This window comes from Nannocystis punicea (assembly GCF_026965555.1).
Lineage (GTDB): Bacteria > Myxococcota_A > Polyangia > Nannocystales > Nannocystaceae > Nannocystis > Nannocystis punicea.
In genome coordinates this window covers 7,398,344-7,420,666 of the sequence record NZ_CP114040.1, presented here as the reverse complement: position 1 = coordinate 7,420,666, position 22,323 = coordinate 7,398,344, and the positions used below count along the sequence as shown (strand labels likewise).

Sequence of the window (22,323 nt, the reverse complement as noted above, 5' to 3'; positions counted from 1 at the left end):
GAGGGAACGAGCATGTCCGAGATCAAAGTCCGCACCGTGCCGATGCTGCTGTCGCCGTTCGTCGAGCTGGGCCGCCAGTTCGGCGACATCCTGCGCAACCCGACGGCGTTCTTCGGCAGCCTGCTGGGCTCGGCGCTGCTCACCGGCGGCGTGGCGGCGCTGGTGATGTTCGGGCCGACCTTCGAGGTCTCGGCCGACGAGGACGACGACGAGCTCGAGATGGAGTTCATGCCGGGCGAGCTGGTGCGGCTCGGGCCCAAGCTCGACCCGACGGAGATCCCGGAGAAGATCATCGTCGAGGAGACGGTCGCCGCCGAGACCGCCGCCGAGACGACGGTGACCAACGACGAGAAGGCGAAGCCGACCACCGAGCCGAAGAAGAACGAGCCGAAGAAGACCGACACCAAGTCGATCGAGAAGCCCGACCCGAACAAGAAGGGCGCCAAAGAGGCGGAGAAGAACCAGGAGTCCAACACGCCGCACAAGGATCTGCCGACGGTCAAGGAGCTGCCGGGCGATCCGTTCGGCGATCCCGGCGGCTGGTCCGACACCTTCAAGGAAGGCGACCCGTGGGCCACCGAGGTCATGAAGGTGCTGAACGGCATGAAGGTCGGCACCTTCGGCGCCGAGGGCAAGGACGCGACCTTCAAGTTCCGCCTCGAGGTCTGCCCCGACGGCAAGCTGTCGGCGCAGCAGAAGCAGGGCACGGGCGACAGCACGCTCGACGCGCGGATCAAGAGCACCATCGAGGGGCTCAAGGTCAGCGTCCCGGCGGGCGTTGCCGACTTGCTCAAGGGCAAGTGCAAGAAGATCCAGTACGAGTTCACGTGGCGCGGCAAGGGTGCGGGCGCCGGCTCGGTCAAGTAGCCAGACCGCGCCGAGCGGCCAGGTCGTCCGACTCGCCACTTCGTCGCGTCCGGTGACATTTTGTCCGCGAGCGGCCAGGCGAGCCGCCGTTCGGCCGATTGCGGCGGCCGGCCGGTGCAGCGAGCCCCCAGGCCGCCGCAGGGCGCGAAGGCCAGAATTGGCCCGCGGGGGGGTTCCCCAGGACTTGACGGGCGGGTATGGTTGCCACGCTCAGAAGGTGCCATCGCCCATGAAGCGGACCCTGCTCGGAACTTCCTTCCTCGCCACCCTCCTGCTCGCCACCTCGTTCTACGCGGGCAAACAGCCGGCACTGGCCAACGCGGCTCCGGCCGCGGGCTCGGAGGTCGACCTCGGTGGCGGGTTCACGCTGCTGCGCCTCGCGGTCCCGGCCGACGGCCGAATCGGCGACATCCTGCGCAAGAACGCGTTGATCTCGAGCGGCTTCGAGGTGATCGACCGGCGCAGCATCCCGGCCGCGCTGATCAAGGCCAACGACTTCGACCAGAAGGGCTGGCAGGACATCGGCGCCCAGGCCGTGATCCTCGCCGACGAGGTCGGCGGTCAGTTCAAGTTCCGCCTGTTCGACATGGGCGCCGGCGGCAAGCCGGTCCTGTCGCGCGGCTACGCGGCCAACGACCCGCTCAAGGCCGCCAACCGGTTCATGAACGACGTCATCGAGCACTACACGAAGATCCCCGGCGTGTTCGGCTCGCGCATCGCGTTCGTCCGCACCAACCGCACGCCCACGGTCACCAAGAACGTGTTCACGATCGAGATGAACGGCGAGTCGCCGGCCTCGATCACCAACAACCGCTCGCTCAACATCTCGCCGTCGATCGGCCCGGGCGGGCAGGTGCTCTTCACCTCGTACGCCAAGCGCAACCCCGACCTGTGGATGAGCTCGGGCGGCTCGCTGAGCCGGATCAGCACCCAGCGCGGCCTCAACCTCGGCGGCGTGATGAGCCCCGACGGCTCGAGCATCGCCCTGACGCTGTCGAAGGACGGCAACTCCGAGATCTACCTCATCGACACCGGCGGCACGATCAAGGCCCGCCTCACCAACAACGCCGCGATCGACGGCTCGCCGACGTGGAGCCCGGGCGCGAATCAGCTCGCGTTCGTGTCCAGCCGCTCGGGCGGCCCGCAGGTGTTCCGCATGGGCTCCAACGGCGCCGGCGCGGCCCGCCTGTCCAAGCAGGGCAGCTACAACCAGACGCCCGACTGGAACCCCGGCCAGGGCGCCCGCGGCAACCTCGTCGCCTACGCCGGCCGCGACAACTCCAACCGCTACGACATCTTCGCCATCGACGTCGGCAGCAGCAAGCTGACCCGCCTGACCCAGAACCCCGGCCGCAACCTCGACCCCACCTGGTCGCCCGACGGCCGCATGATCGCCTTCCAGTCGACCGTCGGCGGCATCGTCGTCGCCAACGAGAAGGGCAACAACCAGCAGGTCATCGCCAAGGCCGGCACCACGCCCGACTGGGGCCCGCGCAGCGAGTAGGTCCTTCGGGACATGTCCTCACAGCCAGGTGAACCTGCGACGCCGCGCGCCGCGGATCCGAACGGATCCTGGCGCGCGGTCATCGATATCGGGACCAACAGCGTCCTCCTGCTGATCGCGCGCTGGCACGGCCGCGACCTCGAGATCGCGCTCGACCAGGCGACGATCACCCGCCTCGGCAAGGGCGTGGCCGCGACCGGCGTGCTCGCGCCGGAGTCGATCGCGCGCACGCTCGCGGTGCTCCGGCAGTACCGCGAGACCGCGGCGCAGTACGGCGCGACGCCAATGGCGGTCACGACCGAGGGCGTGCGCCTGGCCAACAATCGCGACGACTTCCTGCGCCCCGCCGCCGAGGTGCTCGGGGCGCCGGTGCGGCTGCTCAGCGGCGCGGAGGAAGCCGAGCTGTCGTACCGCTCGGTGGCGCAGGAGCTCGGCTCGGCCGAGGCGCTGCGCGTGCTCGACATCGGCGGCGGTTCGACCGAGCTGGCCGTCGGCGAGGGCGAGCGGCTGATCTCGTCGGTGTCGCACCCGATCGGCGCGGTGCGGCTGTACGAGCGGTTCGTGGCCCACGACCCGCCGGAGCCGAGCGAGGTGGCGGCGATCGAGATCGAGGCGCTGGAGACGTTCCAGCGCGGGCAGCCGCTCGAACCGTACCCGATCCTCACGGGGCTCGCGGGCACGGTCACCACGGCGGCGGCGATGCTGCGCGAGCTGCCGGCCTACGACCGCGAGGAGGTCGACTGCAAGGCGTTCCCGTATGTGCAGGTCCGCGACCTCCGCGATCGCGCGGCTCAGGTGACCGCCGCGGAGCGGTGCAGGATCTGGCCGGCGCTCGACCCTGCGCGCGCCGACGTGATCGTCGCCGGGCTGACGATCCTGGTCGCGGCGATGAAGCACTGCGGGGCGCAGGTGCTGTCGGTGCGCGACCGCGGGCTGCGTTACGCGCTGATCGAGAGGGGCTGATGCGCGTCGACCTGCACTGCCACTCGACGTGCTCGGACGGCAGTCTGTCGCCGAGCGAGGTGGCGGCGCGGGCCCAGGCGGAGGGCGTCCAGCTGTTCTGCCTGACCGACCACGACTCGATCGCCGGCTACGAGGCGACCGCGGCGGCGCTGCCGAACGCCAAGGTGCTGCGCGGGGTCGAGCTGAGCTGCCGCCACGCCGGCAAGACGGTCCACCTGCTGATCTACGGGGTGCGCGAGGGGGCAGGGATGACGGCGCTGGAGGACCGGCTCGAGAGTGTCCTCGAGGACAGGCGCGTGCGGCTCAAGGCGATCATCGCCCGCCTGCGCCGGCTCGGCGTCCACCTCGACGGCGAGAAGATCCTGATCGCCACCCACGGCCACACGCCCGGGCGCCCCGACGTGGCCCGCGCGCTGGTCGAGGCGGGGGTGGTCCGCTCGCAGCGGGAGGCGTTCGAGCGCTACCTCCATGACGGCGGCCCGGCCGACGTCGCGCTCGAGCGGGTGTCGCTCGACGAGGGCCTGCGGCTCGGCCGCAACTCGGGGGCGAAGATGTCCCTGGCGCATCCGCACACCCTGCGCTCGCCGCAGCTGGTCGACGAGATGTTCACCCAGTACAAATCGGCAGGGCTCGAGGGCATCGAGGCCTACTACGGCCGCTACGGCGCGCAGGAGCGCGGCCTGTGGCTCAACGTGGCCAAGCGGCGCGAGCTGGTGGTCACCGGGGGGTCGGACTTCCACGGGGCGGCGGTGCCGGAGATCCGCCAGCCGGGGATCGAGCTGCCCGAGCGCCACGCCGAGCGCCTGCACGCGTGGCTGACGGAGTGAGTCCGCGCGCGGCGGCGTCGAGCTGGACTTTGCGACAGGGTTGAAGGGCCAGGTCCGAAAGGACAGAGGGCGAGCGCGGCCGGCAGGTCTTCGAGACAGGTTCGAAGGGACAGGTGAAGGTGAGCGCGGGGACCGGCGAGACCGAGGCGGAGCGGCAGGGCGAGGCCAGGCCGGCGCTGCTGCGCGTCGAGGGCCTGTCGATCGCGCGGCCCGACGGCTCGCCGCTGGTCGAGGCGCTGACGCTGACGCTGCGCGCGGGCGAGACGGCGGCGGTGTTCGGGGCCAGCGGGGCCGGCAAGTCGACGCTGATGGCGGCGCTGCACGACGCGGACGGCCTGCGCGCGCGCGGGTTCACGGTCCGGGCGGCGACGTTCACTGCGGCCGGCGCGGTCGGCATCGTGCCGCAGCGCGGGGCGCTGCTCGACCACCTGAGCGCGGCCGGCAACATCGCCCTGGCCCTGCGCAACGCCGACAAGCCGGGGCCGGCCACGCCCGCGGAGATCGAGCGCTGGATCGCCGCGCTCGACCTGCCGCGGCGCTGGAGCGACGCGGCGCAGGCGGTCGCGCACGTCAGCGGCGGCGAGGCCCAGCGCCTGGCGGTCGCGCGCACTCTGGCCGGGGGGCGCCAGATCTTGCTGCTCGACGAGCCGTCGGTCGGGCTCGACCCGCTCCGCGTCGATCGCCTGGCGGCGGCGCTGCGCGGCCAGATCTCCGGTCAGGGTGCGGCCGCGCTGGCGATCACCCACGACCTCGAATTCGCGGCCGGTTTCGCCGACCGCTTCCTCTACCTCGACCCGGCGGCGGGGCGGCTGATCGAGCTGCCGATCGCCCGCGGGGAGTCGCCGGCGGCGACGGTCACGGCGCTCGGCTCGGCGCTGCGCGAGCGGCTGGCCAAAGAGACAGGTCACCCGGGCGGGCGGGCGCGCCGGCGCCTGGGGGCGCGCGTGAGAGCTGTCCTCGGGGACATGTTGGCGCCGTTCGCGGTGCTGGCCCGCGCGCTGGCGGCCGCCCCGGCGGCGCTGGCCCGCCCGCGCGACTTCTTCGAGGTCGCGCGGGTGACGTTCGCCCAGGGCCTCGTGCGCCCGGCCGGCTTCATCGCCGCGGTGTCGCTGCTGGTCGGGTTCACGCTGCTGTACATCTTCCACCGCGCGTTCTCGGGCGGGGGCGTGCCGGTGCGACCGGACAAGATCTTCGCGCTGATCGGGTCGATGCACGTGCTCGCGTTGGCGCCGCCGCTGTCGGGGATCCTGTTCGCGGCGACCTCGGGCAGCGCGGTCGCGGCCTGGCTCGGCGGGATGTCGCTGACGCGCCAGACCGCGGCGCTGCGCGGGCTCGGGATCGCCGAGGCGCGCTACCTGTGGCTGCCGGCGGTGCTCGGCCTGGCGCTCGCGTACGTGGTCCTGGCGGCGGTGTTCACCGGCGGGATGGTCCTGGGCGGTCTGCTCTACCTGAAGCTGCAGGTGCCGGCGATCGCCGATCCGTGGGCCGTCGTCACCGCCGATCTGCTCGACCCGCCCGCCGCGCGGGCGCCGTTCCGCGCGCGCGCGCTCGTGCTGGTCGCGCTGTACGCCGGCGGGATCGCGGCCGACGCCGTCGCCAAGGGGGCCAGCGACAAGGCCAGCGCCGACGCAGTGACCGCGGCGATGGTGCGCAGCGTGATGGCCTGTACGCTCTGGATCGTGGCGCTCGAGCTGGCGTCGCTGGTCGTGCTGTATGGCGCTCGCGCAGGATAAGTGGCGACTCGCGTCGATGGCCGGCCTGGCCGGGCTGGCGCTGGCGGGCGCGCTGCTGGCGGCCGGCCGCGGGGCGCTGATCGAGGCGGCGGCGGTGGAGCCGTTCCGCGTCGAGGTGGCGACGCCGCACGCGCCGGCGCTGGACGGGCGCTGGTCGGGCCGGGTGGTGCCGCCGGAGCTGGCGGACCGGACGGTGGTGCGCGTCGATGGGCGGGTCCTTGGCGGTCCCGATGGACATGTTCGAAAGGACATGTCAAATGGGACATGGTCGATCGGGCTGGGCGACGCGCCGGGGCTGCGGCTGATCGAGGTCGAGCTGCCGCGGCAGGGCGGCAGCGAGGTGGCGACCGACGCGGCGCTGGTCGGGCCGTTCCGCGCGCGCTACGAGGACGCGCCCGGGTGCGGGGCAGGGGTGCGGGTGGCGGCGGGGGCGATCGACCGGCTGGTGCTGCCGCCGCTGCGCGAGAAGCTGCTGGCGGCGGCGCCGTCGATCGGGTTGCTCGGGCCGGCGACGAGGCTCGAGGAGGCGAGCGTGACCCTGCAGGGCGACGCGCTGTGGTTCCGCGTGGCGCTCGCGGGGGAGCACCGGATCGCGGTGTCCGGCAAGCTCGAGGTGCGGGTGGCCGGGCCGCGCCAGCTGGGCGTGCGCCTGGCCTCGCTCGGGCCGGTGGAGTTCACGGGGACGCTGCGCACGCGGGCGACGCTGGGGGCGGCGGCGCTGGGGGCGGTCGTCACCGGGCCGCTGGCGCCGCTCGGGGCGCTGGCCGGCTACGCTCTGGCCGACGGCTACATCGACCGGCGCGCGCGGCAGGAGGTCGAGACGCAGCTGACCGCGGCGCTGGCGGTGGCCAGCGCGATCCCGCTGATCCCCGAGCGCGCCGAGCTGATCGTCGGCGAGCCGCGCTCGCGGGCGACCCTGGCGTTCTGCGCGGTCGCCATCGAGTCGGGCGGGATCGCGGCGCACCTGTCCGTACGGCCAGACAGACCTGACCCGAAGACCAGCCAGGAGGCGAGCCGGGTGCGCACCCGCCTGGCGGCGATCCCGGGCCCCGCGCGCCATGGGCTGACCCTGCCGCCGCTGCGACCGGTGGCGCCGACCGCCGACGCGGAGGTCGAGCTGAGCCTCGACGCCGTCGACGCGCTGCTCGACGCCTGGACCGCCAACGGGTTGCTCGGCGACCTGATGGGGCGGGCGCAGTGGGTCGAGCGGGTCGACGAGGCGCTCGGCGAGTGGACGACGCTCGGCCTGAGCGGGATCGAGGTCCGGCTGCCGCCGTCCCTGTCCCCGGGGACAGGTGACGGCTGGGCCCTGACGATCGCCGGGCTGCGGCTGGGGCTGACGGGGGTCGAGGGCGAGGACCCCGGCGAGGTGCTGGTCGCGGGGCGCGGGTTCGTCCGCCCGCACTACGACGCCGGCCGCGGCCGGATCTCCCTGGCCGGCGCGATCGACCGCCTGCGCCTGTCCTGCGCCCGCGACGGCGCGCTGTGGCCGTGCTTCGCCCCTCTGCTGGAGATGGGCGACGTCGAGGCCAGGCTCGACGCGCTGCTGGCCCCCGGCGCGGCGGGGCTGCCCGGGATCGAGGTGCGGGCGCTGCTGCGCGACGGGACGCGGGCGCTGCGGGAGGGCGGGCTGGAGCTGGCCGGTCTGTCGATCAGCTACCCGACTCCGGGCGTGCTGCGGGTGGCCGCCGAGGTCCGGTGAGGCCACGGGAGCGGGCGACGGCTGCCCGGGGCCGCCCGCGTCGAGCGGTATGTCGCTCAGAGCATGTCGTCAAGGACATGTGTGAATGAACATGTTGCAAGGGACATGGCCCGGGCGACACTCGCGCCGCGGGCGTCAGTCCTGCTTGCGCGGGTCCTTGCGGTCGAAGCGCTCGCGGGCGCGGGCGATCTCGACGCGGTGGCCGTCGGCCCAGGCGGCCAGCGCCTGGACCGGGTCGAGCAGGGTGCGGCCGAGGTCGGTCAGCTCGTAGTCGACGCGCGGCGGGACCGTCGGCGTGACCGTGCGCGTGACCAGGCCGTCGCGCTCGAGGCCGCGCAGGGTCAAGGTGAGCATGCGCTGCGAGATGCCCTCGATGGTGCGCCGCAGCTCGCTGAAGCGCAGCGGCCGGTCGCTCAGCATGCTGACGACGAGGACACTCCATTTGTCGCCGACGCGGCTCAAGACGTCGCGCACCGCCAGACAGGACTCTTGCTGATGCATGTCGTGCACTCGGTTCCTTTTCATAACCCAGGCCGCCGGCCGGTTGAAGCGGGTCCTCGCCCGGTTTCCGGCGAGGGGCGCGCCGTCATCCCCGGCCAGGCTCGCCGCTCACGTGGGAGACGCCCGGCTGGCCGGCCGCCAGCATCGCCCGCACCGCCGCCGGGTCGGTGTAGAGGACGGAGGCGCCACAGCCGGCGCACACGCGCAGAGACATCGGCGCGCGCAGGATGTCCGACTCCGCGGGCCGGCTGAGGAAGCCGCGCTCCGGGACGTGGGCGCAGGCCTGGACGGCCTGGGCGTACCAGCCGTTGGGGCCGTGATCGAGGCTGCGCCAAGGCGAGAGGAAGTAGAACTCCCGACCGTGGCAGATCGAGCAGGGCGCGGCAGCGAGGGCGGACGACGGCGAGGGCGAGGCCATGGCGACGCAGTATGCCGGGACGGCCGCGGCGGCGACATCGTGGAGACCCTCCGGGCGAGACCGGCGATGCGCGGGGACGAGCGATGGAACCGCGCGTCGGTGGCCTGTCCCGAGGGACATGTGAACGAAGATGTCCTTCGAGACACCTTCGGAAAGCGACGCGCCGGCGCGCGCCGAGGTCAGCGGCGGCGGGGTCGCCGGGCCGCGCCGCTGCCGGGCAGCTCGGCGTCGGCCGCGACGGCGTCGAGGCGGCGGCCGATGTCGCGGACGGCCGCAGGGGCGACGTCGACCGCCCGGGCCTCGCGCGGCCAGAGCGCCAGGCCGGCGCGCACCTCGTCGACGATCGCCCGCGCGGTCTTCTCGTCGATCGAGGCCCGCCGGGCCAGGCGCAGCATGTGCTGCCAGGTCGGGCGGCGGCCCTCGCCGTCGACCGTCATCGTGTGCTCGCCGCCGGGGCCGGCGACGAAGTTGAGGTCGTAGGCGGGCGACAGGCGCCAGCCGCCCTCGCGGTCCATGACGAAGGAGAAGTTCTTGCCGTGGTCGTCACGGTTGTGCGCGAGCACGTTGAACACCAGCTGTCGGAAGGCCCGCCGCACCTCCGGCTGCGCGCGCGCGAGGTGCATGGTGACGCGCAGGAGCATGTCGTAGTCGAGGTTCGGCTCGCGGAAGTCGGCGTCGAGGAGGCCGGCGAGGGTGTGCACGTGGGCCCGCGCGCCCGCCTCGTCGCGGTCGAACCGGCGCACGCCGAAGAAGCGCTGGCCGCTCGCCGCCACGAACAGGCGCGTGTCGGGGACCTCGAGCCCGGCGTGGCGAGCCAGGCGGGCGTAGACGTGCTCGATCGCCCCGGCGTCGCGCTGCTCGTCGCCCGCCCAGAACTTGACGAGCCACGGCTCGTGCCCCGGCGGCGGCACGGCTGTCCCATAGACCATGCTGTCCCCGCGGACAGCCACGAGCACCTTCGGCCGCGCGCCGCCGGGCGAGCCGCCGGCGTGCTGCAGCACCGGCAGGAGCTCGGAGGGGTGGCCCTGGTAGACCTCCTCCGCGGCGGCGGCGAGCTCGTCGAGGGGGATCGATCGGTCGGCGACGGGCTCGGCGTCGGTGCACGGGTGAAACGTCAAGGCGCCCATGGTGCGCGCGCCGAGGTGCGCGAGGCGGTCGAGGGGCGACAGCTGCTCGGGTACGAGGCCCCGCTTGCGAAACAGCCGGTCCATCAGCAGCAGGCCCCAGCCGTCGGGCAGGGCGTCGGCGAACACGCCGTGCAGGCGGGTGGTCGCAGGGGCCTTGAAGATACCTGGCTGAAGGGCCAGCTTGAGCGGCGAGATCGAGGGGCCGCGGGCGAGCCACGTCGGGGCGTACTCGAAGTAGATGGCGCGCTCGTGCAGCAGCAGGTGGCCGACGACCGCGACGTCGTCGGCGGCGCGCTCGAGCCGGACCTCGAGCTTGCGGCCCGTGGCGGTCATCGCCGACCTCGTTGCCGCGCGGGCGCCTCGCTGCGCCGCTCGAGCTCGGCCAGGGAGCGCGCGGGCGGCGGGGCGAACACCGCCTCGAACTGATCGAGGCAGCCGAGCGCGAGCGCCAGCTTGAGCAGGTTGTCGAGCGCGATCTGGCCGGTCGTCTCGAACCGCTTGACCGTGCCGGCGCTGATGCCCGCCCGCTCCGCCAGCGTCTCGCGCCTCCAGTCGCGCGCCAGCCGGAGCTCCTTCATGCGGCCCGCGAGGCGCCGCGCGACCTCTTCGGCGGTGAAGAGCATAAGAGGTAGTATATGTGCTTTTGAGGGCTGAGGAAGGAGATTATGGCTAAAATTTTGCCCTTTTTATACGCCGAGCCGGCGCGACGAAGCCCGCCGCCTCGAGCGAGGGGGCGGGCCAGGCGCTGCGGGCGGAACGCCGCGCGGGCAGGTCAGCCGCGGAGCTTGCCGAGCAGGGCGTCGACGTTCTTCTTGGCGTCGCCGTAGAGCATGCGGGTGTTCTCCTTGTAGAAGAGCGGGTTGTCGACGCCGGCGTAGCCGACGCCCTTGCCGCGCTTCATGACGATCACCGTCTTGGCCTTCCACACCTCGATCACGGGCATGCCGGCGATCGGGCTCGACGGGTCGTCCTGGGCGCCGGGGTTGACGATGTCGTTGGCGCCGATGACCAGCACGAGGTCGGTGTTGGGGCAGTCGTGGTTGATCTCGTCCATCTCGAGGACGATGTCGTAGGGCACGTTGGCTTCGGCCAGCAGCACGTTCATGTGGCCCGGCAGGCGGCCCGCCACCGGGTGGATGGCGAAGCGGAAGTTGGCGCCGGCCTTGCGCAGGATCTTGGCGATCTCGGCCACCGGGTGCTGCGCCTGCGCGACCGCCATGCCGTAGCCGGGGACGACCATGATGTTGCGGGCCGAACGCATCAGCTCGACGGTGCCGTCGAGGTCGACCTCGCGGCACTCGCCGACCGGCTGGGCGGCCGCGCCCTTCGGCGCCGGGGCGCCGCCGTCGGAGCCGAAGCCGCCGGCGATGACGCTGATGAACGAGCGGTTCATCGCCCGGCACATGATGTACGAGAGGATCGCGCCGCTGCTGCCGACCAGCGCGCCGGTGACGATCAGGAGGTCGTTGCTCAGCATGAAGCCGGCGGCGGCGGCGGCCCAGCCGGAGTAGCTGTTGAGCATCGACACCACGACGGGCATGTCGGCGCCGCCGATCGCCATGACCATGTGCACGCCGATCACGCCGGCGATGCCGGTCATGATGAGGAGCGGGGTGAGGCCGTGGTGCGGGTCGGCCAGGAACTGCCAGCCGAGGAACAGGCTGCCGAGCACCATCGCCAGGTTGAGCAGGTGGCGGCCGGGCAGGGTCAGCGGCCGGCCGCCGATGCTGCCGCGCAGCTTGAGGAAGGCGATGATCGAGCCGGTGAAGGTGATCGCGCCGATGAACACGCCGATGTAGATCTCGACGTTGTGGATCGTGTCGGCGTGGTTGGTGGCGCCGAGGTACGACGACAGGCCGACCAGCACCGCGGCGGCGCCGACGAAGCTGTGCAGCACGGCCACCAGCTCGGGCATCGCGGTCATGGCGACGCGCGCGGCCAGGACGGCGCCGATCAGCGCGCCGGGGATGATCGACGCGGCGAGGATGGCGAACCCGCTGCCGCTGATGTTCATCAGCTTGTCGGCGTTCATGCCGACGGCGGTGGCGACCACCGCGAGCAGCATGCCGATGATGCCGTAGAGGTTGCCGCGGCGGGCGGTGTCCTGGCGGGAGAGGCCGCCCAGGCTGAGGATGAACAGCGCGCTGGCGGCGATGTAGATGACGGTGAGGAGGCTGTACGACATCGTGGAGGTCCCCCGCCGCTTACTTGCGGAACATCTTCAGCATGCGCTGGGTGACGAGGAAGCCGCCGGCGACGTTGATCATCGCCAGCAAGATGGCGGCCGCGCCGAGCAACGTCGCCGCCGAGGTGGGCGCGCCCGAGATCTGCAGCATGCCGCCGATGATGATGATGCCGCTGATCGCGTTGGTGACGCTCATCAGCGGGGTGTGCAGCGCCGGCGAGACGCTCCAGACGACCTGATAGCCGATGAAGCAGGCCAGCACGAACACGGTGAAGTGGCTGAGGAAGCTCGACTTGTCGTCGACGCCGAAGCCGATGCCGACCAGCGCGACGCCGGCCAGCAGCAGCGGCCACGGGCTCGACTCGCCGGCCGGGGGACCGTGACCGTGGCCGTGGCTCTTCGGCGGCGGGGCCGAGGGACGCGGCGGCTCGGGGGCGGCGGCGATCGGGGCGGCCGGCTTGGGCGCGGCGGCGGGGGCAGCGGCGGGGGCGGGCGCGGCCGGCCGCGGCGGGGGCCACTTGAGCTCGCCCTGGTAGGTGATGAGGCAGCCGCGCACGACCTCGTCGTTCTCGTCGATGCGGAAGTTGGCGGCCTTGCCCATGTCGTCGAGCAGGTGGCACAGGTTGGTGCCGTAGAGCTGGCTCGACTGCGCCGCCATGCGGCTCGGCAGGTCGGTGTAGCCGAGGATGGTGACGCCGCCGTGGACGACCTTCTCGCCCGGCTGGGTGAGCTCGCAGTTGCCACCTGTCTCGGCGGCCAGGTCGACGATGACCGAGCCGGGCTTCATGCGCTCGACCATGTCGCGCAGGATCAGCTTGGGCGCCGGCTTGCCGGGGATCAGCGCGGTCGTGACGATGATGTCGACCTCCTCGGCCTGGCGACGGAACAGGTCCATCTCCGCGGCGATGAAGGCGGGGCTCATCTCCTTGGCGTAGCCGCCGATGCCGGTGCCGTCCTCGTGGAAGTCGACCTCGAGGAACTCGGCGCCCATGCTCTCGACCTGCTCCTTGACGACGGGGCGGGTGTCGAAGGCGCGGACGATCGCACCGAGGCCGCGACCGACGCCGATGACGGCGAGGCCGGCCACGCCGGCGCCGATGACCAGCAGCTTGGCCGGCGGGACCTTGCCCGCGGCCGTGATCTGGCCGGTGAAGAAGCGGCCGAACACGTTGGCGGCCTCGATGACGGCGCGGTAGCCCGAGATGTTGCCCATCGACGAGAGGGCGTCGAGCTTCTGCGCGCGGGAGATCCGCGGCACCGCGTCCATGCCGAGCACGGTGACGCCGCGGCTGCGCAGGCGCTCGACCAGGTCGGGGTTCTGCGCCGGCCAGATGAAGCTGATGAGCACCTGGCCCTCGCGCGCGAGGTCGACCTCGAAGGCGCTCGGCGGGCGGACCTTGAGGACGATGTCGACCTGTCCCCAAAGACCTTCGGCATCGGCCGCGATCCCGCAGCCGACGCTGGCATAGGCGTCGTCGCCGAATTCGGCGGCCGCACCGGCGCCGGACTCGACCACCACGGAGAAGCCCTGACTCTGCAGGCGCTTGGCGGTGTCTGGGGTGGCAGCCACCCGGCGCTCGCCAGGGTAGATCTCCTTCGGAATGCCGATCTTCATAGCTTTGCGGGCTTGCGAGGCGGGCCAAACCTGGCCGCGGCAGCCGGCCCGAGAGATATCACGAGGTCGTTCGCGGCTCTAGCCGTTTCCTCGCCGGAGTCGGCAAATCTCGGCGCGCGGGGCCCGACCACAGGCGTGTGAGCTTGAGCGGACCTACCGACGCACGACCTCGCCTCGGCGGGCGCTAGCCTCGGCCATGGCCGAGCCCCTGACCCACTTCGACCCCTCCGGGGCGGCGCGCATGGTCGCCGTGACCGACAAGCCCGAGACGGCGCGCGGCGCGGTGGCCGAGGCCCGCGTGCGCATGGCCCCGGCCACGCTCGAGCGGATCCGCGAGGGCCAGATCGGCAAGGGTGACGTGCTCGCGGTGGCCCGCCTGGCCGCGATCGCGGGCGCGAAGCAGACGCCGCAGCTCATCCCGCTGTGCCACCCGGTGCGGCTGACCGGGATCGACGTCGACTTCGTGTTCGAGCCCGACCTCCCCGGCGTCCGCGCCACCGTCCGCGTCAGCGCCGTCGACCGCACCGGCCCCGAGATGGAGGCGATGACGGCGGCGGCCGCCGCGGCGCTGACGATCTACGACATGTGCAAGGCGATCGATCGCGGGATGACGATCGAGTCGGTCTACCTGGTCGAAAAGTCAGGCGGAAAGTCGGGCGTGTGGACCCGCGGGGGCGCGCCGTGACCCAGCCGCGGGTCGAGGCCTTCGCCGGCGCGGCGGCCGAGCTGCGAGGACCGCTCGGGCGGGCGTTCTGCGACAACCCGGGGATGATCGCCACGCTCGGGGAGGACCGCGCGAAGCGCCTGGCGCGGGCGACCCGCCTGATGGGCGGCCTGGCCGGCATGGCGCAGCTGAGCGGGACGGTCGAGGCGATCCGCGTCGACGGCACGATCGCGGCGGTGAGCCTGTCCTATGGGCCAGATCAGAAGCCGCGCGGGCGGGCGCAGCTGCCGATGATCCTCGCGGGCCTCAGCACCGGGCCGCGCTCGCTGGTCCGGCTGCTGCGGCTCGACGAGTTCTTGCGCACCCACCACCCGCACGCGCCGCACTTCTTCCTCGCGGTGCTCGGGGTCGAACCGGCCCTGCAGGGGCGCCAGCTCGGCTCGGCGCTGCTCGGCGCGCTGTCGGCCCGCGCCGACGCGGCCGGGCTGCCGTGCTACCTCGAGACCGACCGCGAGCCGGCCAAGCGGCTGTACATGCGTCACGGCTACCAGGTGGTCGGCGAGCACGACCTCACCAACCTCGGCGGGGTCCGGTTCTGGCGGATGGAGCGGCCGCCGGCGCGCGGGTGAGGCCCCGGGCCGCGGTCACTCGACGGTGACCGACTTGGCGAGGTTGCGCGGCTGGTCGACGTCGGTGCCCTTCAGGTCGGCGAAGTGATAGGCGAGCAGCTGGAGCGGGATGCTGGCGAGGATCGGCTGCAGCTCGCCGGCGACGTCGGGGACGAGGATCAGGTCGTCGGCGAGGTCGCCGATGGTGTGGTCGCCGAGCGTGGCGACGGCGATGATCTTGCCGCCGCGCGCCCGCACCTCCTCGAGGTTGGACAGGACCTTGCCGTAGCCGGGGCCGCGCTGGGCGAGGACGACGACCGGCATGGTGTGGTCGACCAGGGCGATCGGGCCGTGCTTCATCTCGCCGCTGGCGTAGCCCTCGGCGTGGATGTAGCTGATCTCCTTGAGCTTGAGCGCGCCCTCGAGGGCCACCGGGTAGCACAGGCCGCGGCCGAGGAAGAGGCAGTCGCGGGCGCCTTGATGGCGGCGGGCGACGATCCGGATCGCGGCGCTGGCGGCCAGGAGGTTGTCGATGTGCGCGGGCAGGTCCTGCAGGCCGTCGAGCAGCGCGCGCGCCCGCTCGGCCCCGAGGTGGCCGGTGCGCCGCCCCAGGTGGATCGCCAGCAGCACCATCATGGTCAGCTGGGTGGTGAACGCCTTGGTCGAGGCGACGCTGATCTCGGGGCCGGCGTGGGTGTAGAGGACCTTGTCCGCGACGCGGCTGATGTTGGCGCCGAGGACGTTGCAGATCGCCAGGGTCTGCGCGCCGCGCTGCTTGGCCTCCTTGAGCGCGGCGATGGTGTCGGCGGTCTCGCCCGACTGCGTGATCGCCAGCGCGAGGTCGGTGCTGCGCACGATCGGGTCGCGGTAGCGGAACTCGCTGGCGATGTCGACCTCGACGGGGATCCGCGCGAGGCTCTCGATCAAGGAGCGACCGATGAGGGCCGCGTGGAAGCTGGTGCCGCAGGCGAGCATGACGATCCGCGCGCACGCGCCGAGGTCGCCGCCGAGCAGGTCGAGGCCGTCGAAGCGCACGTCGTCGGCGACGACGCCGGCGCCGAGCATGGTGTCGCGGATCGCCCGCGGCTGCTCGTGGATCTCCTTGACCATGTAGTGGCGGAAGCCCTGCTTCTCGGCCGCGGCCGGGCTCCACTCGACGCGCCGGCGCGGGCGCTGGACCGGCTTGCCGTGGGCGTCGACGATCTCGAAGCTGGTCGGCGTCACGCGGGCGAGGTCGCCGTCCTCGAGGTCGACGACCACGCGCGTGTGCTGCAAGATCGCCGAGACGTCGCTGGCGACGAAGTTCTCGGCCGCCGGGCTGTCCTCGCCGACGCCGGGGCCGCCGAGGCCGAGCAGCAGCGGGGCGCTGTGACGCGCGGCGACGATGGTGTCGGGCTGCTTCTGGTGGACGACTGCGATCGCCCACGCGCCCTCGAGCTGGGTCGTGGCGCGCACGACCGCCTGCAGGAGGTCGCCGCCCTCCTTGAGCTCGTGGGCGACGAGGTGGGCGATGACCTCGGTGTCGGTCTCGCTCGAGAACTGGTAGCCGGCCGCCTGCAGGCGCGCGCGCAGCTCGGCGTGGTTCTCGATGATGCCGTTGTGGACGACGGCGACGTCGCCGGCGCGGTGCGGGTGAGCGTTGAGCTCGGACGGGCGGCCGTGGGTGGCCCAGCGGGTGTGGCCGATGCCGCACGGCCCGGAGAGCGGGTTCTTCTCGAGCGTGTTCTCGAGAGCGGCGATCTTGCCCTCGCAGCGCGCGAGCTGGACGGAGCCGCCGGTGAGCGAGGGGACGGCCACGCCCGCGGAGTCGTAGCCGCGGTACTCGAGGCGACGCAGACCGCCGAGGAGGAGCGGGACGGCGGAACGAGCGCCGGTGTAACCAATGATGCCGCACATGATGGTTGTCTCCTGCCGAGAGGGGCCGTGAAGCGAGCAGGCCCGGAGGGCCGTGAAGCGAGCAGGCCCGGAGGGCCGTGAAGCGAGCAGGGCCGGAGGGCCGTGAAGCGAGCAGGGCCGGAGGGGCCGTGAAGCGAGCAGGCCCGGAGGGCCGTGACGAGTACTCGGATGGCCGTGAATCGAGTCCCGGAGGGGAGCTCCGGTGCTCGGGCCAGCGGCGTGAGCGAGCCCCGTACGCACGAAGGGGGCCTCGCGCTTCCGCGGGGCCCCCTTGGGGTTATCACGAGCCGCCGCTGCGGTCGATTACTTGGCCTGGGCGGGCGCGGGTGCCGGCGCGGCGGTCGCGGCCGCGAGGGCGTTGTTGGCGGCGCAGAAGGTCGTGTCCTTCTCGAGGCACTTGAGGTCGGTGTCGTAGTGCACGATGGTGGCGTCGGGCAGCGCGTCCTTGATCTGCTGCTCGGTCTTGTCGGCGCGGCCGACGACGATCACGACGGGGACGTCGTTCATGAACTTGCGCGACATCGCCTTCATGTCGGCGATCTGGGCCTTGCGGACCTCGTCCCGGTAGGTCTTGTAGTAGTCGTTCGGGAGGCCGTAGGTGAGGATCGTGCGCACGCGGCCGGCGACCTGGTCGGCGGTCTCGATGCTCAGCGGGAAGCTGCCGATCGCCTCGCGCGTGACGTCCTCGAACTCCTTCTGGGTGACGTCGGTGTCGCGCATCTTGTTGATGTGGCCGAAGATGGCCTTGAGCATCTCGCCGGTGGTGGCGGTCTTGGTCTTGGTCCAGATCCGCCAGGTGCCCGGGGCGACGCCCGGCTCCATCTTGGTGTAGATGCCGTAGGTGAGGCCCTTCTCCTCGCGCACGTCGAGGAACAGGCGCCCGGTCGAGCCGCCGCCGAGGATGTCGGAGGCGAGGTCGAGCTTGATCCACTCGGGGTTCTTGCGCGCGAGCGCGAGGTTGCCGACGCGGATGTCGGACTGCGCCGAACCTGGCCGATTGACCAGGTGCACGATCAGCTTGGGCGGGTGCTTGTACGACTTGAAGCCGTTCAGCGGGTTGGTCGGCGCCTGGCCCTCGATCGGCTTCCACTTGCCGAACACGTCGTTGCCGAGCTTCTCGGCCTCGGCGAGGGTGATGTCGCCCGAGAGGATCAGGTAGCTGTTGTTCGAGCGGTAGAAGGTGTCGTGGAACTTCTTGACCGCGTCGACGGTGACCGCGTCGATCTGCGCCTCGGTCGGCAGCGGGCGGCCGTACGGGTGGCCCGACGGGTAGGCTGCCATGTCGAACAGCTGGTCGGCGAGCACGTCGGAGTTGGCCTTCATCGCCTTGAGGCCGGTCTTGGCCTTCTCCTTGAGCTTGTCGAGCGCGGCCGGCGGGAACGCCGGGTTCACGACCTCGTCGGCCATCAGCGTCAGCGCCAGCTTGATGTCGCGCTTCAGCACCTGGGTGAAGACGCTGGTGTCGTGGATGCCGGCGCCGGCGCCGAGGCTGCCGCCGACGAACTCGATCTCCTCGTCGATCTTGGCCTTGGTGCGGGTCTTGGTGCCCTCGCCGAGCATGTTGGCCGTCATCTCGGCCAGCTGCTCGTCGTCCATGGTGCCGGCCTTGACCACCAGCTGGGCCGTGATCAGCGGGACCTCGTGGTTCTCGACGACGTAGATCTCGAGGCCGTTCTTGGTCTGGATCTTCTGCAGGTCGGGGAACTGGACCTCGCGCGGCTCGGTCGGCGGCGGCGGGTCCTGGTAGACCCGCGCCGGCTTGTCGGCGACCGGGGGCGCCTCGACCGGCTTGGTGTCGGTGGGCGGCGTGGTCTCGCCCTTGGGCTTGCCGCAGCCGGGGGCGGCGAGAGCGGCGACGACGAGGGCAGTGGCGAAGGAATGCGTGGTGCGCGTGAACATGGTCTTTGGCTCCTGTCCTTGAGGTCAGCGCTGTTCAGCCCGGGCCCATCATCGGCGCGCCGGTCGATCCGGGGTTGATCTCGAGGGTCAGCCAGTTGGCGCCCAGGTACTCGGTGGCGACCCGCTTGATGTCGGCGGGCTTGACCTGCTGGTACTTCTCCAGGTCGGTGAGGATGGCCTTGGGGTCGTTGTGGAACAGCGCGCCCTGGGCGATCTCGCTGGCGCGGCCGGCGTTGGTGGCGAGGGTCTCGACCGTGTCCATCACCTTCTTGTTGATCGCCTTCTGCAGCTCCTTGGCGGTGATGCCGCTCTTCTGGATCTTGGCGACCTCGTCGCGCACGACCTGCTTGATCGCGTCGAACTTGACGTCCTTGTTCGGCATGGCCTGGATGAACACCAGGCCGGTGTCGCGCAGGGAGAAGTGCTGGCCGCCGCTGAAGGCGGTCAGCTTCTTCTCGTCCTGCAGGATCTTCGGGATCCGCGCCGACTCGCCGACCAGCAGGATGTTGCCGAGCAGGTCGAGGGCGTAGCGGTCGGGGTGGTTGGCGCCGACGGTGTGCCAGCCGAGCAGGAACAGCGACTGCTGGGCCAGGGGGTCCTCGACGACCGTCTCCATCGGCTTGCTGCGGTCGACCTGGCCGGCCGCGGTGGGCGTGCGGTCCGGGCCCTTCTTGATGTCGCCGAAGTACTTCTCGACCTTGGCCTTGAGGTCGTTCAGCTCGACGTCGCCGACGAACACCAGCACCGCGTTGTTGGGCGCGTAGTACTTGTCGAAGAACGCCTGCACGTCGGCGGTCTTGGCGGCGTTGAGGTCCTCGAGGCTGCCGATGACCTCGTGGCCGTAGCCGGTGCCGGCCCAGGCGGCCGACAGCCACTTCTGCACGGCGGCCGAGTAGGGCACGTTGTCCATGCGCATGGCCTTCTCTTCCTTCACGGCCGAGCGCTGGTTCTCGAAGTTGGCGTCGGTGATCTCGAGCGAGCGCAGGCGATCCGCCTCCAGCCACAACCCGAGCTCGAGGTACTGGCTCGGCAGGTTGTTGTAGTAGACGGTCATGTCGTAGTTGGTGCCGGCGTTGTTGTTGCCGCCGACGCGCTGCACGAACGTGAGGTGGCCCATCGGCGGCACGTTCTTGCTGCCCTCGAACATCATGTGCTCGAACAGGTGGGCGAAGCCGGTGCGGCCCTGGACCTCGTCGCGGGAGCCGACGTCGTACAGGAGGGTCATGTTGAAGGCCGGGGTCGAGTGGTCCTCGACCACGTAGACGCGCAGGCCGTTGGCGAGCGTGAACTCCTGGACCGGGAGGTCGAAGCCGAGACCGCCCTTGCCCGGCTTCTTGGCCGCGGTCTTGGCTGGCGCAGGATCCGCCGCCGGCGCGGCGTCAGCGGCGAGCGGGGCGATCGTCAGGCCGCCGCAGAGGGTGAACAGGGCGAGGGTGCGTCCGGCGCGGCCGGCGAGGCGGCGCGATCGTCCGTGAGACTTCAGCGTGGGCGACATGGGATTTGGTCGTCTCCTGCGAGGCCCGCAACCTAGCACATGGGTAAAGGTGCCTGTGGGACAAAGCGGGACCCTCGCATGCAGCGGAGACCCCGGGTCCCACCCGCTTTGTGCCCCGCTGCCGAGCAAGAGAACTCACGTGATTCGCGGGGCGTCCGCGACGCAGACCGCGGCCTGGGGGCCCCCAATTCACAACACCCGCCGCGAGGCCCTCGGACCAGGTCGTCAGGGGCAGGCGCAGGCGGCGCGACGGACTCGGCCGCTCGTGTGACCCCGCCTACGTCGCCCGAGGCTGGGAGCGTCGGGCTGGGCGCCGGTGGGACGGTTGACAGCGCCTTTGGGCTAATCCTATAAAGCGCGCGCCCTGGGGGGCGCTCCTGCGATCCTCAGAGCACGGGCAATTCTCTCGACCTGGTCCTTCGGGACCCGTTCTTCCGGCCCCACGGGGCTGAACAAATACTGGGGCGTCGGCAAGTGGTAAGCCAGCGGTTTTTGGTTCCGCCATTCGTAGGTTCGAATCCTACCGCCCCAATTCTTCTCCGCTGACCTTCGACGAGGACCCGCGCTTGAACAAGACCTTCACGATCTTCGGCGGCAACTCGAACACGGCCCTCACCGCCGAGCTGTGCGACCACCTCGGCATCTCGCAGGGCAGGGCCCGCGCCGAGCGCTTCTCGGACGGCGAGATCTTCGTCGAGATCGGCGAGAACGTGCGCGGGGTCAACTGCTTCATCATGCAGTCGACCTGCTCGCCGCCGAATCGCAACTTGATGGAGCTCCTCATCATGATCGACGCGCTCAAGCGGGCGAGCGCCGGTTCGATCGTCGCGCTCATGCCGTACTTCGGCTACGCCCGCCAGGACCGCAAGGTCAAGCCGCGCACGCCGATCTCGGCCAAGCTGGTCGCCGACCTGCTGACCGCCGCCGGGGCCGACCGCGTGCTGGCGGTCGACCTGCACGCCGGCCAGATCCAGGGCTTCTTCAACATCCCGTTCGACCACCTGGTGGCGACGCCGGTGTTCCGCGACCTGCTCAAGCTCGAGGGTCTGCGGGGGCAGGAGGTCGTGGTGGTCTCGCCGGACGCCGGCGGCGTCGAGCGGGCTCGGCTGTACTCGAAGCTGCTCGACTGCCCGCTGGCGATCATCGACAAGCGGCGCGACGGGCCGAACGTCAGCCAGGTGATGCACCTCATCGGCGACGTGTCCGGCAAGCGGGCGATCCTCGTCGACGACATCATCGACACCGCCGGGACGCTGTGCAACGCGGCCGAGGCGGTGCTCAAGGCCGGCGCGACCGAGGTCTACGCGGTCGCCACCCACGGCGTGTTCTCGGGCCCGGCGATGGAGCGCATCAACAAGTCCGTCATCAAGCGGATCTGGGTCACCAACAGCTGCCCGCAGGAGGACCGGCTGGCCCGCTGCGACCGCCTCACGGTCGTCAGCCTGGGGCCGCTGCTCGCCGAGGCGGTCAAGCGCATCCACCACGGAGACTCGATCTCGAGCCTGTTCTACTGACGACCACGACCTCTGCCCAACCGGCGGCGAGCCCGATGGTGTGGCTCCCACCCGGCGGCGAGACAAGGGTCCCGCACAGGGGACCCGACGAGAGAAGCGAGACAATCACCATGAATCAGCAACGCGAAATCACGGTCCAGGTCCGCACCGGCACCGGCAAGGGCGAAGCCCACAAGCTCCGCGCCTCGGGCAAGATCCCCGGCGTGATCTACGGCCACGGCGGCGAGCACGTGACCATCGCCCTCGACCCGCTGGCCCTGCGCAAGGCCGTCGACCCGGCCCGCAAGCGCAACACCTGGTTCGCAGTGCGCGTCCAGGAGGACGGCAAGCCCGAGCGCGTCGAGTCGTGCGTCATCGTCGACCGCCAGCTCGACCTGGTCCGCGACAACGTCCTGCACGTCGACTTCCTGCGCGTCGACCCGAACCGCGAGCTCGAGGTCAAGCTGCCGCTCGAGTTCACCGGCCGCGCCGCGGGCGTGGCCGTCGGCGGCACGCTGAAGACGATGGCTCGCCAGGTCCGCGTCGCCGTCAAGCCGGCCGACGTCCCGACCAGCTTCGTCGTCGACGTGACGCCGCTCGAGGGCGGGCAGACGCTGCGCGTGCGCGACGTGAAGTTCCCGCAGGGCCGCCTGCTCGACAACCCGAACATCCCGCTCGTCACCGTCGAGGCCGCCAAGGCCAAGAAGGAAGAGGGGGCCGAGGCCGCCGCTGCCGGCAAGAAGCCCGCGGCGGCGAAGAAGGCCGAGCCCGCCAAGGCGGCCGCCGCCCCGGCGAAGGACGCCAAGAAGAAGTGAGCCACCACCGC

General features: G+C 71.6%; 19 protein-coding genes and 1 tRNA gene. 11 read left to right on the top strand and 9 right to left on the bottom strand.

Going from position 1 to position 22,323, the window contains the following annotated elements; all coding sequences use genetic code 11:
* Positions 1-12 precede the first annotated feature (12 nt).
* From O0S08_RS28570 to O0S08_RS28545, 6 genes are all read left to right on the top strand, one after another.
* The gene (locus O0S08_RS28570) at positions 13-867 is read left to right on the top strand and encodes a hypothetical protein (RefSeq protein ID WP_269032498.1); all 855 of its coding nucleotides are present in this window, start codon (positions 13-15) and stop codon (positions 865-867) included.
* Positions 868-1,096: 229 nt separating this feature from the next.
* A complete protein-coding gene (locus O0S08_RS28565) occupies positions 1,097-2,371 on the top strand; it encodes a beta-propeller domain-containing protein (RefSeq protein ID WP_269032497.1) in 1,275 nt (424 codons plus the stop codon).
* Positions 2,372-2,383: 12 nt separating this feature from the next.
* Positions 2,384-3,334, top strand: a complete 951-nt coding sequence (locus tag O0S08_RS28560) for a Ppx/GppA phosphatase family protein (RefSeq protein WP_269032496.1) — start codon at positions 2,384-2,386, stop codon at positions 3,332-3,334.
* Positions 3,334-4,161 carry a PHP domain-containing protein gene (locus O0S08_RS28555; RefSeq protein ID WP_269032495.1) on the top strand — a complete coding sequence of 276 codons (828 nt, stop codon included), beginning with the start codon at positions 3,334-3,336 and terminating at the stop codon, positions 4,159-4,161. The genes O0S08_RS28560 and O0S08_RS28555 overlap by 1 nt, the downstream gene beginning before the upstream one ends.
* Before the next feature lie 119 nt (positions 4,162-4,280).
* Positions 4,281-5,894, top strand: a complete 1,614-nt coding sequence (locus O0S08_RS28550) for an ATP-binding cassette domain-containing protein (RefSeq protein WP_269032494.1) — start codon at positions 4,281-4,283, stop codon at positions 5,892-5,894.
* A complete protein-coding gene (locus O0S08_RS28545; protein ID WP_269032493.1) occupies positions 5,875-7,596 on the top strand; it encodes a hypothetical protein in 1,722 nt (573 codons plus the stop codon). Before O0S08_RS28550 ends, O0S08_RS28545 begins: the two co-directional genes overlap by 20 nt.
* A 135-nt stretch (positions 7,597-7,731) precedes the next feature.
* On the opposite strand, the gene O0S08_RS28540 is transcribed toward O0S08_RS28545, so the two are convergent.
* From O0S08_RS28540 to pntA, 6 genes are all read right to left on the bottom strand, one after another.
* Entirely contained in the window at positions 7,732-8,097 is a 366-nt protein-coding gene (locus O0S08_RS28540; protein WP_269032492.1) for a winged helix-turn-helix transcriptional regulator, read from the bottom strand.
* 85 nt (positions 8,098-8,182) lie between these two features.
* Complete coding sequence (locus O0S08_RS28535; RefSeq protein ID WP_269032491.1) at positions 8,183-8,515, bottom strand: hypothetical protein; 333 nt, start codon at positions 8,513-8,515, stop codon at positions 8,183-8,185.
* A 179-nt stretch (positions 8,516-8,694) separates the two neighbouring features.
* Positions 8,695-9,975, bottom strand: a complete 1,281-nt coding sequence (locus O0S08_RS28530; RefSeq protein WP_269032490.1) for a type II toxin-antitoxin system HipA family toxin — start codon at positions 9,973-9,975, stop codon at positions 8,695-8,697.
* Positions 9,972-10,265, bottom strand: coding sequence for a helix-turn-helix domain-containing protein (locus O0S08_RS28525; RefSeq protein ID WP_269032489.1), 294 nt, complete (start codon positions 10,263-10,265; stop codon positions 9,972-9,974). Before O0S08_RS28525 ends, O0S08_RS28530 begins: the two co-directional genes overlap by 4 nt.
* 149 nt (positions 10,266-10,414) lie before the next feature.
* The gene (locus O0S08_RS28520; RefSeq protein ID WP_269032488.1) at positions 10,415-11,827 is read right to left on the bottom strand and encodes an NAD(P)(+) transhydrogenase (Re/Si-specific) subunit beta; all 1,413 of its coding nucleotides are present in this window, start codon (positions 11,825-11,827) and stop codon (positions 10,415-10,417) included.
* Positions 11,828-11,846: 19 nt separating this feature from the next.
* Positions 11,847-13,442, bottom strand: a complete 1,596-nt coding sequence (gene pntA, locus O0S08_RS28515; protein ID WP_269032487.1) for a Re/Si-specific NAD(P)(+) transhydrogenase subunit alpha — start codon at positions 13,440-13,442, stop codon at positions 11,847-11,849.
* A gap of 196 nt (positions 13,443-13,638) precedes the next feature.
* Here pntA and moaC point away from each other — a divergent pair, with 196 nt between their 5' ends.
* Entirely contained in the window at positions 13,639-14,127 is a 489-nt protein-coding gene (gene moaC / locus O0S08_RS28510) for a cyclic pyranopterin monophosphate synthase MoaC (RefSeq protein WP_269032486.1), read from the top strand.
* On the top strand, positions 14,124-14,735 hold the full coding sequence (locus tag O0S08_RS28505; RefSeq protein WP_269032485.1) for a GNAT family N-acetyltransferase: 612 nt from the start codon (positions 14,124-14,126) through the stop codon (positions 14,733-14,735). Before moaC ends, O0S08_RS28505 begins: the two co-directional genes overlap by 4 nt.
* A gap of 15 nt (positions 14,736-14,750) precedes the next feature.
* Here O0S08_RS28505 and glmS read toward each other — a convergent pair whose 3' ends face one another.
* The 3 genes from glmS to O0S08_RS28490 all read right to left on the bottom strand — a co-directional run bounded on the left by glmS (position 14,751) and on the right by O0S08_RS28490 (position 20,004).
* Positions 14,751-16,610 carry a glutamine--fructose-6-phosphate transaminase (isomerizing) gene (glmS, locus tag O0S08_RS28500; protein WP_269032484.1) on the bottom strand — a complete coding sequence of 620 codons (1,860 nt, stop codon included), beginning with the start codon at positions 16,608-16,610 and terminating at the stop codon, positions 14,751-14,753.
* Between the two features lie 303 nt (positions 16,611-16,913).
* Entirely contained in the window at positions 16,914-18,509 is a 1,596-nt protein-coding gene (locus tag O0S08_RS28495) for a M16 family metallopeptidase (protein WP_269032483.1), read from the bottom strand.
* A 34-nt stretch (positions 18,510-18,543) separates the two neighbouring features.
* Entirely contained in the window at positions 18,544-20,004 is a 1,461-nt protein-coding gene (locus O0S08_RS28490; RefSeq protein ID WP_269032482.1) for a M16 family metallopeptidase, read from the bottom strand.
* Between the two features lie 460 nt (positions 20,005-20,464).
* On the opposite strand from O0S08_RS28490, the gene O0S08_RS28485 reads away from it, so the two are divergent.
* The 3 genes from O0S08_RS28485 to O0S08_RS28475 all read left to right on the top strand — a co-directional run bounded on the left by O0S08_RS28485 (position 20,465) and on the right by O0S08_RS28475 (position 22,312).
* Positions 20,465-20,536, top strand: a tRNA-Gln gene (locus O0S08_RS28485).
* 34 nt (positions 20,537-20,570) lie between these two features.
* Positions 20,571-21,518 carry a ribose-phosphate diphosphokinase gene (locus tag O0S08_RS28480; RefSeq protein WP_224193268.1) on the top strand — a complete coding sequence of 316 codons (948 nt, stop codon included), beginning with the start codon at positions 20,571-20,573 and terminating at the stop codon, positions 21,516-21,518.
* A 110-nt stretch (positions 21,519-21,628) separates the two neighbouring features.
* A complete protein-coding gene (locus O0S08_RS28475; RefSeq protein WP_269032481.1) occupies positions 21,629-22,312 on the top strand; it encodes a 50S ribosomal protein L25 in 684 nt (227 codons plus the stop codon).
* The last annotated feature ends 11 nt before the right edge of the window (positions 22,313-22,323 follow it).

Coding starts and splice junctions, on each gene's coding strand:
- O0S08_RS28570 (WP_269032498.1), top strand. CDS start 13: ATGTCCGAGATCAAAGTCCGCACCGTGCCGATGCTGCTGTCGCCGTTC.
- O0S08_RS28565 (WP_269032497.1), top strand. CDS start 1,097: ATGAAGCGGACCCTGCTCGGAACTTCCTTCCTCGCCACCCTCCTGCTC.
- O0S08_RS28560 (WP_269032496.1), top strand. CDS start 2,384: ATGTCCTCACAGCCAGGTGAACCTGCGACGCCGCGCGCCGCGGATCCG.
- O0S08_RS28555 (WP_269032495.1), top strand. CDS start 3,334: ATGCGCGTCGACCTGCACTGCCACTCGACGTGCTCGGACGGCAGTCTG.
- O0S08_RS28545 (WP_269032493.1), top strand. CDS start 5,875: ATGGCGCTCGCGCAGGATAAGTGGCGACTCGCGTCGATGGCCGGCCTG.
- O0S08_RS28540 (WP_269032492.1), bottom strand. CDS start 8,097: ATGCATCAGCAAGAGTCCTGTCTGGCGGTGCGCGACGTCTTGAGCCGC.
- O0S08_RS28535 (WP_269032491.1), bottom strand. CDS start 8,515: ATGGCCTCGCCCTCGCCGTCGTCCGCCCTCGCTGCCGCGCCCTGCTCG.
- O0S08_RS28530 (WP_269032490.1), bottom strand. CDS start 9,975: ATGACCGCCACGGGCCGCAAGCTCGAGGTCCGGCTCGAGCGCGCCGCC.
- O0S08_RS28525 (WP_269032489.1), bottom strand. CDS start 10,265: ATGCTCTTCACCGCCGAAGAGGTCGCGCGGCGCCTCGCGGGCCGCATG.
- O0S08_RS28520 (WP_269032488.1), bottom strand. CDS start 11,827: ATGTCGTACAGCCTCCTCACCGTCATCTACATCGCCGCCAGCGCGCTG.
- pntA (WP_269032487.1), bottom strand. CDS start 13,442: ATGAAGATCGGCATTCCGAAGGAGATCTACCCTGGCGAGCGCCGGGTG.
- moaC (WP_269032486.1), top strand. CDS start 13,639: ATGGCCGAGCCCCTGACCCACTTCGACCCCTCCGGGGCGGCGCGCATG.
- glmS (WP_269032484.1), bottom strand. CDS start 16,610: ATGTGCGGCATCATTGGTTACACCGGCGCTCGTTCCGCCGTCCCGCTC.
- O0S08_RS28495 (WP_269032483.1), bottom strand. CDS start 18,509: ATGTTCACGCGCACCACGCATTCCTTCGCCACTGCCCTCGTCGTCGCC.
- O0S08_RS28490 (WP_269032482.1), bottom strand. CDS start 20,004: ATGTCGCCCACGCTGAAGTCTCACGGACGATCGCGCCGCCTCGCCGGC.
- O0S08_RS28475 (WP_269032481.1), top strand. CDS start 21,629: ATGAATCAGCAACGCGAAATCACGGTCCAGGTCCGCACCGGCACCGGC.